Consider the following 11750-nt stretch of genomic DNA (forward strand, 5'->3'; position numbering starts at 1 on the left):
AATTATTTTTGATTTTTATCAATTAGAAAAAGGAGATTCTCTTTAGCAGGGAATCTCCTTTTTACATTATTTGTTCTTTACATCTTTCATTTTCCAGTTTTGTATCTGATCTGTTTCAATAATTGCAATCACCACATCATCTACATCGGGATCCTCTAACACGTTGTCCCTTACCCTGTATTTGATATCATCAGCTTCTGCCAGCGTCATCCCTCCTCTTAACTCGATAGTACCATCCACGTGATAATTTTCTCCCTCGCGGATAATACGAAGCCTTTTGATATCTTCAACGTCTTTATCGCTCATAATAATGGAAGCGATCCTATTTTCTACACTTTCCGGAGCAGCAGTCCCAATCAGCCCCATCGTATTTTCGTACCCAAGCATCAATGCGATGATGATCAACAATACACCAATCAGTATTGTTCCTATTCCATCCAGGATATACAAGCCGGTGAAGTGGGCTAAAACCACGGCTATTAAAGCCAAAATTGCTCCTGATGTTGCAATGATATCCTCATAAAAAACAAGCTTTGTTGGCGGAGCTGCATATTTGATGTTTTTAAATGATGCAGAAATCACCTGCATGCCTGAGGCATCCGCTCGAGATTCTTTGACTATTTCTTTCATCGCTTTGATTAAAATAAAACCATCGACAGCGATAGATACCAGTAAAATCAGTACGTTGAGCCAAAAACTTGTCGATGCTTTCGGGTGCTGGATGATTTCCCACCCTTTTAATATCGTTTCATATGCCATAATGCCGATGATAATGACAGCGACCAGCACAAATAAATTAACTACCCGGCCGAAGCCGGTCGGAAACCGTTTGGTCGGCTCTTTTTCTGCCAGAGCACTTCCGAAATACACAAGCCCCTGGTTCGTAGCATCTGCGATGGAGTGGATTGCAGTAGCCATCATGGCCCCGCTCCCACTTACTGCTGCCGCTATGCTCTTGATGATCGCAAGTCCGGTGTTCCCCAGTGCAGCCACACCTGACGACTTGTTACCTTTTTTCAGAAGTTCGATGAAAGCCATATGTCCAACTCCTCTTGAAGTGAAATAAATTCCCTCTGATTTCTTATTATTAACCTTAACTTACTGATAATGCATTCACACCTATCTGACAAAAAGAATTACTCTAAAAAACTGTAATAATTCTACTTTTAGCATATAATGATTGTAAGAACGTATGTTCCTATATAAAAGGGAGGAAATGATATGAAAGCTTGGGAAGCCGTCTATATGGCAGGAATAATTGATGGAGAAGGAAGCATCACTTTAACAAGAATCCATAAAAATGAACATAGAAGACCCTGCATCACCATTTCTTCCACCGATAAGGAACTTCTCATATATCTACAATCATTAGGTGGGGAACAATTATTAATAAAAAGAATTATAACCCGGATACACATTTAAATTCCTATACCCTAAACATTAAATTAAAAACCGAAGTATTAGCTGTTTTAAATCATGTTCATAAATTTCTACGAGTTGCCTGGAAGCATAAGCGAGCATTGTTGATATTAGAAGAATATAAGCTTGTAACCGTAAGGAACGGAAAATATTCGAAAGAGGCATTAAAGAGGAAATTATCTTTTGAGGAAAAGTTTTTTCATCTATGATTTAATTCATATTGAACGGAAATGTTGAATTGCTTTTTATTATTTAATCTATCATTTTTTAAATATTGAAATATTAAAACATAAAAAATAGACCAGCTTTAGCTGATCTACGTAGTTTGATGGAGACGGTGGGACGTGCGCTTCCATGCTTTCGTCATGGCACTGACTATATCTTGAACCTGTTCTTTAAGGTCCTCTGGCGTATTATGCGAACCATAGACTTCCTTTAAGGAGAGTTCACATCCTAGTACTACCAAATCAGGTTGGCAGCCTATAAGTCGATACACGGCTGTTGGATTACTCCACATACCGCTCGGTATTGCCTTATCACGCTAGGTGACTTAGGTTTCACCGATAAAGCCAGATTTTCACTTATGTGTTACCACATAAGGCGACTATTAACTAATCGAACCCACGTCCAGAGATATCGGCACTCAGGCTTCTACAAGCGTAGTCGGTATATTATGCTTCGCCACCTGTTCAGCCTACCAACAGGCTTCCCAGGCGCTAGCCTGATTAGTCTCTTCGTCTCTCCTCAGGCGGTGGAGAAACGCGTAGTCCGCTTCAGTTTGGGACCCTTCAATCTGGCACACGGACAATGCCAGGAAGGATCAGCTCAAGTCAGCTTACGCTGCTAGAGCTAGGTTATCGTTAGATTCGCCAGTTATATTTAGGCAAATGACGTTTTACGAGCCGTCGCCTCGACTTGCAACCTGAGCTCGACCTATCCCTGTCGAATCCGTAACGTCCCCGTTAGGATTAAATAGGCAAGCTATTATTTAATTGTGCTTATTGTCTTCATCGACAACTACCATTATAACATAACTTCACACATAATCAAAAGAGATGTCTGACAGCATTACCATCATTTAGTATCTCTCTTTCAACGCTCTGTCGATGTCCCGCTTCATTTGTTTCTCTTTCAATACCTGACGTTTATCGTATTTCTTTTTACCTTTCCCAAGGCCAAGCAACACTTTTGCCACGCCATTCTTAATATAAATTTTTAACGGTACTAAAGAATAGCCTTCTTGCTGCGTTGCACTGATTAAACGGTCGATTTCTTTGCGGTGAAGGAGCAGCTTCCTCGTCCGTGTCGGTTCATGATTGTACCTGTTCCCCTGTTCATATGGAGAAATATGCATATTATGGAGAAACACTTCTCCTTTTCGGATGGTGGCAAAACTGTCTTTCAGGTTGACCCGCTTCGCCCGGATCGATTTAATTTCTGTTCCCTGCAGAACCATGCCGGCTTCAAAAGTTTCTTCTATAAAATAATCATGACTGGCTTTTCTGTTTTGTGCAATTGCATTCCCTTTTCCTTTTGGCATAATGGTTCCTCCTCTAATTGCCGTGAAGATTATTGTACCAAAAAAAAGGGCTTATTCCAATAAACAGGCGTGGGAATAGACAATCGTAAATAGCATGTGCGATTATATTTTTGGGAATTTCTTTTAGAAAACTTGGTTTATCGCCAAACACTTATGGCGGAAGCCTTAATTTTTCTTATACTTCAATTCTTTACGATGGTTAAACATATCTTAATGTATAAAAAGGGGCGGGGGTAAGTGGAAAAACCACAAGTGATGAATATCCGAAAACTGGATCGGAAAGATTTAGATAACCTGAAACAGATGGATACAGGAATTGAAGATGATTATGTCATCCGCATCTTTCCAAGACTTATCGAATCGAAAGAGCACGAAATTTTTGGCTTATTTCAAGAAGGAACTTTGATGAGTGTAGCTGGATACACCACTTTTGCTGATAAATTTGCCATGCTCGGCAGGATGCGTAGTGATCGACGCTATACCGGAAAAGGATATAGCACGGAGGTAATGACCCACATTGCTGAACGATTAAGTAAAGATCCAGATATAGAATGGATCGGTGCTAATACTCAAACCCATAATTACCCTGCTCAGCGCGTAATTGAAAGATCAGGAATGAGACCCGGACCTGTCCATTACTATGCTATTTTAAAATCAAAAGCTGTGTATCCAGGTGCTACAGGGCCGATATGGAACAGGATAAATGAGCTTCATGAAAAAAGGAAGCTATTGTCCAGACTTACATCTAATGCTCTAGAGGTTTTCCCTTATGAATGCTATTACCCGCTCCCATTTGATAAAAATTTATTTACTGATGACTACTTAGATGAATGCACTTTTTATGTAAGCCCGTCGGAGGACAGGTTTGTCATATTCCGTAACGATCAGAAGGGAAGTCTTCATACCCATGTAAAGTATTTTTGGAATGATCACTACGAGCAGCCAGGCTTTTTTGAAACTGTCTATCATAACTGGGACGAAAACCCGGAAGCAGCTGGAGCCTGGTTTGATTTTTCCGAAACAGGATTCAAAAACATTCCGGATCCATCTATTTTTGAAGTCCAAAAACCCTGGCGGCTCTATAGTAGATGGTTATAGCGCATCTAGAAAAGCTGCCAGTAATATACCGGCAGCTTTTGTATAGGATCATTTCTTTTTCTTTTTATTTTTCTTTCTTTGTTTCAACCCTTTGTTGTTATAAAAGGGCTTCTTACTTTTATTTTTACCCTTTTCTTTCTTCTTCCCGCTCTTGTTTTCAGAAGTGCGATTGGCACTTCTTGTTTTTATGACTTTCGGTTTGGCGTCAGGATCACGTTCTTTCCTTGGTTTCATGCCGACAATTTCAAAATCGACTACACGCTCTTCCAGGTTCACATTCGTCACTCGTACAGTCACTTCGTCGCCAATACGGAAGACATTACCTGTCCTCTCACCAATCATCGCATATTGCCGCTCTTCAAAATGATAATAGTCATCCGTCAGATAACTGACATGGACCAGTCCTTCTACTGTGTTTGGCAGTTCGACGAATAGTCCAAAGCTGGTCACAGAACTGATGACGCCCTCAAATTCTTCTCCGATTTTATCTTGCATGTATTCGGCTTTCTTTAGATCATCTGTTTCTCGTTCCGCATCGACTGCCGCACGTTCCATTTCAGAGGAATGACGAGCGATTTCAGGCATTTTCTCTTTCCAGTGCTGCCGGGTTTTCTCGTCGAGCTTCTTATCCACCAGGTACGTCCGTATCAAACGATGGACAATTAAATCCGGATATCTCCTGATTGGAGAAGTGAAGTGTGTATAAAAGTCCGTTGCCAGCCCAAAGTGGCCGATACTTTGCGGGTCATATTTCGCCTGCTGCATGGAACGGAGCATCAATTTTGAGATAATCATTTCTTCCTGTGTACCTTCAATACCCTCGAGGACCTTCTGCAAAGCCTGGGGGTGGATTTCATTCGCTGTACCCCGCACGACATATCCCAAATTTGCAACGAATTCAAAGAAATGCTGAAGTTTATCAGGATCTGGGTCCTGGTGAATCCGGTGGATGAATGGCACATCCATCCAATGGAAATGCTCGGCTACAGTCTCATTGGCAGCGAGCATGAATTCTTCAATCAACCGTTCCGCCACAGAGCGTTCACGTAGTTTGACATCCACAGCTTTTCCTTGTTCGTCGACTATGACACCGGCTTCTTTGAAGTCGAAATCGATAGCTCCCCGTCCCATTCTTTTTTTCCTCAATGTTGCGGCGAGTTTACCCATGTCTACAAACATAGGTACCAGATCTTTATAACGTTCCATTAATTCCGGATCCTGATCTTCAAGAATCTTATTCACGTCTTTATAGGTCATACGCTCATTCGTCCTGATTACACTTTGGAAAATCTCATGCTCTACTACTTCACCACTACTGTTGATTTCCATTTCACAGGATAATGTCAGACGGTCTACCTGTGGGTTCAAAGAACAGATACCGTTAGATAACCGGTGGGGGATCATCGGAATGACACGGTCGACCAGATAAACACTTGTCGCTCGTTCAGCAGCTTCCTTGTCGATCGGAGATCCTTCTTCCACATAGTAAGAAACATCCGCTATATGAACTCCAAGTTTGAAGTTTCCGTTTTCCAGCCGTTTGACCATTACAGCGTCATCTAAATCCTTCGCATCAGCACCATCAATGGTAACAATCATTTCATTGCGTAAATCACGACGGTTTTTGATTTCCTCCGGTGAGATTTCATCCGTAGTATTTTTTGCCTGTTCTAATACCTCATCAGGGAAATCTAATTTGATTCCATGCTTATAAATAATGGAAATGATATCGATTCCCGGATCATTCTTATGACCAAGTATTTCCTCAACTTCCCCTTCAGCACTCATCCGGTCTTCAGGGTATTTAGTGATTTTCACAATTACCTTATGACCATCCGCAGCACCATTGGCCGCTCCTTTTGGGATAAAAATATCATTCGGTATCCGTTTATCATCCGCAATGACAAATCCAAAGTTTCTACTTGGCTGATACGTACCCACAACTTTGTCCGTAGCCCGCTCCAGAATACGGATGACTGTTCCTTCCGGCCTTGCTCCTGATTCATCTCTTTTTTCCACACGGACCAGCACTTTGTCATTATTCATGGCAGAGTGCAAGTCAGAATGGTGAATATATATATCATCTTTGCCTTCTTCGTCCGGTATCAAAAAGGCAAACCCTTTGGCATGCATCTGGATTCGGCCGCGAATCAAGTTCATTTTTTCCGGCAGACCAAAACGGTTTTTACGTGTCCGTACTAATTCCCCTTGTTCTTCCAATTCATTCAGCGTCTTCATGAGGTCTGAAAAGTCATCGGCTCCATCGAGCTCAAGCGTTTCTTCCAGTTCCTGGACTGATAGTGGTTTTGATGCTGTTTCATTAAAAAAGTCTAATACCTTGCTTTTTATTTCTGTACTCAAAACGCTTCATCCTCCTTTATCGTTCCGTGACACTCCGACCCTGATGGAACATGAACTCAGTCCCAGTCTAACGATTCTAAAAACTCGAGTACATCTTGATGGAGCTCATCCTTTTCCTGGTCCATAGTGATGACATGCCCCGAATTCTCATACCATTTGATATCTTTTTGATCGGATTCCACATTCTCAAATATATAATTAGCGCTTTCCTTATTAATCATCTCATCTTTAGAGGCCTGGACTACGAACGTCGGTGTGTAAATGTGGTCGACATGATCATGAACTTCGTTGATGAACTGCCCCAGCTGCTTGAACATATCTTCAGACTGCTCCATCAGCTCTTCTACTTCATGTTGAATCGTAGCTTTGTCTTTTCCTTCTAGTTGTTTATATTCTTTTGCTTTGAAGCGATATCCTGCCGTCAATTGTTCTTCATTATCAAAAAACATGGGAGCACACATAGGGACAACGCCTCTGATTTTTTCTGTAAAAGCGAGCTTCAGTCCAAGAACCCCTCCAAGTGACAAACCTGCTACAGCAATTTTTTCATATCCTAAATCACGTAAATGATTCAAGGCTTGCTGAACATCTTCCCACCACTGATCGGGCGTTGCCTTAGTCAATTCTTCCGGTGGCAGACCGTGACCACGATAAATAGGTGCATGGCTGGTATAACCATGTTTCTGCAGAAAGCGTCCCATCATCCTTACATCTGCGGAATGTCCTGTGAATCCATGTAGTAACAATACCGCACGTTCTCCTTCTTCAAACGTGAACGGTTGTGGTTGTTTGATTTTCATAAGTATAGTTCTCTCCTTATCTTTGTAATTCCCTATTAAGTCCTTTTTCATTCTCTTTTAGTCAGCCTTTTTATTTTAGCAGACAGCATCCGATACTACCTACCTGTTTGCTTTGCAGATTCCCATTCATACAAAAGGAAAGCCGCGCTGATCAGCACGGCTTTCCCGGTTTCATTACTAACTTAATACATAAGCAGCTAAGAAGGCGAAAACGAAAAAAAGTACTCCGGTTACGATGGTAGCTTTATGAAGCACAGCATCGATTCCCCTTGCTTTTTGCTTACCAAATAATTGCTCAGCCCCACCGGAAATGGCACCAGACAGGCCTGCGCTTTTACCGGATTGAAGAAGAACTAGAACGATCATGACAAGTGTATCAATTGTTAATAACGTGATTGCAAGTGTTTGCATGATGTGACTGACACCTCCTAAGAACGCACAAATACATAATGTAAATGTAGCACAAATTCCCATCCCAGGCAAGATAATATCCCTGTTTCCCATGACAAATCCAAAGGCAGTAAACATGAATGTTTTTAGCTGTTTCTGTTCACATGTATGACACTTATTGATTGTTTTTGATTGATTTTGATTGAAAAATGAAAAGGCTTCCTTTATGATGAAAGCAGGATATTCTGAAAGGAGTGTCAGCCCATGTTGACACCTGAGCGCCATCAAACCATTCTAAAGCTGCTTCAGGATAAAAAAACAGTCAAGATGAAAGAACTGGTGGAAGCTGCCAACGCCTCAGAATCCACTATCAGGCGCGACCTCAGTTATTTAGAGGAACAAAGAAAGCTCCGTCGTGTTCATGGAGGAGCATCCATAAAGAGTGCAGCCAGCGAAGAGCTAAGCCTCCAGGAGAAAAAGACTGTCCATTTGGCTGAAAAGCAAGCTATCGCCAAATATGCGGCCAGCCTGGTACGGGATGGCGATAGCATCTTTCTTGATGCTGGTTCGACCACTTACGAGATGATACCTTATTTATCTCAGAAAAATGTTCTGGTCGTCACCAACGGGCTTTCCCTTTTGGAAACGCTGACGGGCTATGACATAGAGACCTATGTTGTCGGTGGTCGAATTAAGCGAAAAACACGGGCAGTTATCGGGGCACACGCTGTCGAAAGCTTAAAACATTACCGTTTCGATAAAAGCTTTCTCGGTATCAACGGGGTCCACCCCAAGGAAGGATTCACTACGCCAGACCCTGAAGAGGCAGTTGTAAAAAAAACGGCTCTTCAATTATCCGGAGAAACTTTCATTTTAGCGGATTCCTCAAAATTCAACGAAATTACATTTGCAAAAGTTGCAGATATACGGGAGGCAGGCATCATTTCTGATGCACCCGACGATATCCTGCCAATATTTAAAGAACTAACTGAAGTAAAGGTTGTGACACCATGATATATACTTGTACACTGAATCCTTCCATCGACTACATTATGCATGTAAGTAAGTTTGAACCAGGAGGATTGAACCGCGCTGAAAAAACTTTTTATTATCCGGGTGGAAAAGGGATTAATGTTTCCCGCGTGTTGAACAAACTGTCAACCCCGTCCACAGCCTTGGGGTTTGCAGGGGGGTTTACCGGACAGTTCATCCGTTCTTTCTTAGATGATGAAGGGGTTTCCCACCATTTCATTGAAACCGGTGAACCCTCCCGCATCAATGTCAAAATGAAAGCGGGTGATGAGACCGAAATCAACGGACCTGGGCCCTCTATCACAACTGGGCAGCAAAGAGAACTGTTATCTTCTATTGAAAAATTGTCACCTGAAGATACTTTAGTGATTGCAGGAAGTGTTCCTTCTTCATTGGATAAAGATATTTACCTGAACATCGCCGACATATGTAAACAAAACAATATTTCTTTAGTTGCTGATACATCTGGTGAAGCACTTCAACAGCTGATCGGTTCTCCCGTCATGCTGTTGAAACCGAACCACCACGAGTTAGGTCAGTTGTTCGAGACAACTGTCACTACGAAAGACGACGCGGTCTTTTATGCAAAAAAACTGGTCGAGCAAGGTGCAGAGAACGTCATTGTTTCTATGGGCGGGGATGGTGCTGTTCTTGTTGATTCAAATCATGCTTTGCATGCTAATGTCCCACAAGGACAAGTGAAAAACTCAGTTGGAGCCGGAGATTCAGTAGTAGCCGGGTTCCTGGCAGCTCTATCGAGCGGCAAGAACCTTGAAGCAGCCTTACGATATGGAGTAGCTGCCGGAAGTGCTACCGCATTCAATGATGATCTCTGTAATCAAAAAGAAGTAGACGGATTACTCAACGATATTGATATTACCGGGTTAAATTAAAGGAGGGATTTCCATGAAAATAACAGATTTATTGAAAAAAGACACGATTCTGTTAGATCTTTCCGCTCGTTCAAAAGCGGAGGCAATCGATGAACTGGTAAGTAAATTGGATCAGGCAGGCCGTTTGAATAATAAACAGGGTTTTAAAGAAGCTATCTTAGAACGTGAAGCACAAAGCACAACAGGAATAGGTGAAGGAATTGCAATCCCGCACGCTAAGACCAGTGCTGTCAAAGAGCCAGCCATTGCATTTGGGCGCTCATCAGAAGGCCTTGATTATGAATCCCTTGATGGACAGCCGACAAACCTGTTTTTTATGATTGCGGCTTCAGAGGGCGCTAATAAGACTCATCTGGAAACTTTATCCCGCTTATCCTCGTTCTTAATGGATAAAAAATTCCGTGCCCAGCTTGAGCAGGCTAAAACGGAAGATGAAGTCATAGAAGCCATAAATGCCAAAGAAGCAGAAGAAGAAGGCGAAGTGGAATCAGAAGGTAAGGCCAACAGAATCTTAGCCGTTACCGCATGTCCCACTGGTATCGCCCACACTTATATGGCTGCCGATAAATTGAAAGAAACAGCCAAAGAAAAAGGAATAAATATTAAAGTACAGACCAATGGTTCTAGTGGAGTGAAAAACCGCCTTACCGACGAAGATATCGCAGAAGCAGACGCAATCATTGTGTCAGCTGATACAAAAGTAGAAATGGAAGGCTTCAAAGGTAAGCCTGTCATTGAAGTACCAGTCGCAAAAGCTATCCATGAACCTGAAAAGCTGTTGGATCGCGCTGTAAAAAAAGATGCTCCAATTTACCAGGGAGGCGGCAATTCTTCTGAGCGCTCTTCAAATCAAGGAAATCAACGTTCAGGTATCTACAAACACTTGATGAACGGTGTTTCCAACATGCTTCCATTTGTAGTAGGGGGCGGGATCTTAATTGCCATTTCCTTTTTGTTCGGAATCAATGCAGCTGACCCGTCCAGTGATCAATACAACCGTTTTGCTGAAATGCTAAGCATTATTGGCGGAGATAACGCCTTCTTCTTACTTGTTCCAGTGCTGGCTGGTTTCATTGCGTCCAGTATCGCTGATCGCCCGGGCTTTGCTCCTGGCATGGTTGGTGGTTTAATAGCAATCACCACTGGTGTGGAAGGAACGAGCGGTTCTGGTTTTCTTGGCGGTCTGATCGCAGGTTTTCTTGCTGGTTATTTGACACTTGGAATTAAAAAACTGCTTGAGGGCTTACCTGATATGCTTGATGGTTTAAAAACCGTGTTATTTTATCCTGTACTTGCCATTTTTGGTACCGGGATGGTCATGCTGCTAATCAATCCACCATTGACCAGAGTTTACAGTGGTGTACTGAGCTGGTTAGAAGGAATGGGCGGCACGAACCTGGCTGTCGTAGGACTGCTATTAGGCGGCATGATGGCGATCGACATGGGTGGACCGATCAATAAAGCTGCTTATACATTCGGACTGGCGATGATTGACGCACAGAACTATGAATTCATTGCGGCTATTATGGCTGGAGGTATGGTTCCTCCACTAGCTATGGGTATCGCTACTTTGATTTTTAAAAACAAATTCACACCACAAGAACGAGAAGCAGGAAAGACAGCCCTTCCTCTAGGAGCATTTTTCATTACAGAGGGTGCTATTCCATTCGCAGCTGCTGACCCGGTAAGAGTTATTCCTTCTCTTGTAATAGGTTCAGCTGTTGCAGGGTCCCTTACCATGTTGTTCGGAATTCAATTATTTGCCCCACATGGAGGGATTTTCGTATTCCCGCTCGTTGAAGGTGGATGGTATCTTTATACAATAGCTATTTTGATCGGAGCATTTATCAGTGCTATTATTGTAGGATTCTTGAAAAAAGACCTGCAAAAAGCTTAAAATGGTATAGTTAAGATGTGAACAAAGAGAACCCTTTTGAGGAGGAATAAATCATGAAAGAAAAAACTTTTACAATTACATCGTCTGATGGCGTACATGCACGCCCGGCTACCGTACTTGTTCAGAAGGCAGGAAACTTCGAATCAGAAATCAACCTGCACTATAAAGAGAAAGCTGTCAATTTGAAATCCATCATGGGAATTATGAGTCTTGGCATCCCATCCGGAGCAGAAGTGAAAATTACAGCAGAAGGCAATGACGAAGAAGAAGCTATTCAGAAGTTAGAGGAAACTATGAAAAACGAAGGCCTGGGGGAATAA

Annotated in this window: 11 protein-coding genes and 1 other RNA gene; 6 read left to right on the forward strand and 6 right to left on the reverse strand. The window is 42.3% G+C overall.

Annotated elements, in window-relative coordinates; translation table 11 throughout:
• Positions 1-66 precede the first annotated feature (66 nt).
• Entirely contained in the window at positions 67-1038 is a 972-nt protein-coding gene (locus P855_RS0111180) for a cation diffusion facilitator family transporter (protein WP_028783655.1), read from the reverse strand.
• Between the two features lie 183 nt (positions 1039-1221).
• Between P855_RS0111180 and P855_RS20825 the strand changes: the two genes are divergently transcribed.
• Positions 1222-1422 (forward strand): hypothetical protein, encoded by a 201-nt coding sequence (locus P855_RS20825; RefSeq protein ID WP_051353184.1) that lies wholly within the window; start codon positions 1222-1224, stop codon positions 1420-1422.
• A 609-nt stretch (positions 1423-2031) separates the two neighbouring features.
• On the opposite strand, the gene ssrA is transcribed toward P855_RS20825, so the two are convergent.
• Positions 2032-2372: a transfer-messenger RNA gene (gene ssrA, locus P855_RS21820) on the reverse strand.
• A gap of 125 nt (positions 2373-2497) precedes the next feature.
• Positions 2498-2959, reverse strand: a complete 462-nt coding sequence (gene smpB / locus P855_RS0111190; protein ID WP_028783656.1) for an SsrA-binding protein SmpB — start codon at positions 2957-2959, stop codon at positions 2498-2500.
• 237 nt (positions 2960-3196) lie between these two features.
• On the opposite strand from smpB, the gene P855_RS0111195 reads away from it, so the two are divergent.
• The gene (locus P855_RS0111195; protein ID WP_235062637.1) at positions 3197-4057 is read left to right on the forward strand and encodes a GNAT family N-acetyltransferase; all 861 of its coding nucleotides are present in this window, start codon (positions 3197-3199) and stop codon (positions 4055-4057) included.
• A 48-nt stretch (positions 4058-4105) separates the two neighbouring features.
• Here the strand turns inward: P855_RS0111195 and rnr are convergent, their stop codons facing one another.
• The 3 genes from rnr to secG all read right to left on the reverse strand — a co-directional run bounded on the left by rnr (position 4106) and on the right by secG (position 7629).
• A complete protein-coding gene (gene rnr / locus P855_RS0111200; protein ID WP_028783658.1) occupies positions 4106-6418 on the reverse strand; it encodes a ribonuclease R in 2313 nt (770 codons plus the stop codon).
• A 56-nt stretch (positions 6419-6474) separates the two neighbouring features.
• Complete coding sequence (locus P855_RS0111205) at positions 6475-7218, reverse strand: alpha/beta hydrolase (protein WP_028783659.1); 744 nt, start codon at positions 7216-7218, stop codon at positions 6475-6477.
• Between the two features lie 177 nt (positions 7219-7395).
• Complete coding sequence (gene secG / locus P855_RS0111210) at positions 7396-7629, reverse strand: preprotein translocase subunit SecG (protein ID WP_028783660.1); 234 nt, start codon at positions 7627-7629, stop codon at positions 7396-7398.
• A gap of 243 nt (positions 7630-7872) precedes the next feature.
• Between secG and P855_RS0111215 the strand changes: the two genes are divergently transcribed.
• Genes P855_RS0111215 through P855_RS0111230 form a run of 4 tightly spaced genes read left to right on the forward strand, consistent with a single transcriptional unit; the run spans position 7873 to position 11750 of the window.
• Positions 7873-8622 carry a DeoR/GlpR family DNA-binding transcription regulator gene (locus P855_RS0111215; RefSeq protein WP_028783661.1) on the forward strand — a complete coding sequence of 250 codons (750 nt, stop codon included), beginning with the start codon at positions 7873-7875 and terminating at the stop codon, positions 8620-8622.
• Positions 8619-9533: a 1-phosphofructokinase gene (gene pfkB, locus P855_RS0111220; RefSeq protein WP_028783662.1), complete on the forward strand. Its 915-nt coding sequence runs from the start codon at positions 8619-8621 to the stop codon at positions 9531-9533. Before P855_RS0111215 ends, pfkB begins: the two co-directional genes overlap by 4 nt.
• Positions 9534-9546: 13 nt before the next feature.
• Positions 9547-11430, forward strand: a complete 1884-nt coding sequence (locus tag P855_RS0111225) for a PTS fructose transporter subunit IIABC (RefSeq protein WP_028783663.1) — start codon at positions 9547-9549, stop codon at positions 11428-11430.
• A 53-nt stretch (positions 11431-11483) separates the two neighbouring features.
• Positions 11484-11750, forward strand: a complete 267-nt coding sequence (locus P855_RS0111230; RefSeq protein ID WP_028783664.1) for a phosphocarrier protein HPr — start codon at positions 11484-11486, stop codon at positions 11748-11750.

The sequence above is a fragment of the Thalassobacillus devorans MSP14 genome (assembly GCF_000496835.1).
In the GTDB taxonomy this organism is placed as follows: Bacteria; Bacillota; Bacilli; order Bacillales; family Halobacillaceae; genus Thalassobacillus; species Thalassobacillus devorans_B.

Excerpts from the sequence above, each read along its gene's own strand:
- P855_RS0111180 (WP_028783655.1), bottom strand. The coding sequence starts at position 1,038 with ATGGCTTTCATCGAACTTCTGAAAAAAGGTAACAAGTCGTCAGGTGTG.
- P855_RS20825 (WP_051353184.1), top strand. The coding sequence starts at position 1,222 with ATGAAAGCTTGGGAAGCCGTCTATATGGCAGGAATAATTGATGGAGAA.
- smpB (WP_028783656.1), bottom strand. The coding sequence starts at position 2,959 with ATGCCAAAAGGAAAAGGGAATGCAATTGCACAAAACAGAAAAGCCAGT.
- P855_RS0111205 (WP_028783659.1), bottom strand. The coding sequence starts at position 7,218 with ATGAAAATCAAACAACCACAACCGTTCACGTTTGAAGAAGGAGAACGT.
- secG (WP_028783660.1), bottom strand. The coding sequence starts at position 7,629 with ATGCAAACACTTGCAATCACGTTATTAACAATTGATACACTTGTCATG.
- P855_RS0111215 (WP_028783661.1), top strand. The coding sequence starts at position 7,873 with ATGTTGACACCTGAGCGCCATCAAACCATTCTAAAGCTGCTTCAGGAT.
- pfkB (WP_028783662.1), top strand. The coding sequence starts at position 8,619 with ATGATATATACTTGTACACTGAATCCTTCCATCGACTACATTATGCAT.
- P855_RS0111225 (WP_028783663.1), top strand. The coding sequence starts at position 9,547 with ATGAAAATAACAGATTTATTGAAAAAAGACACGATTCTGTTAGATCTT.
- P855_RS0111230 (WP_028783664.1), top strand. The coding sequence starts at position 11,484 with ATGAAAGAAAAAACTTTTACAATTACATCGTCTGATGGCGTACATGCA.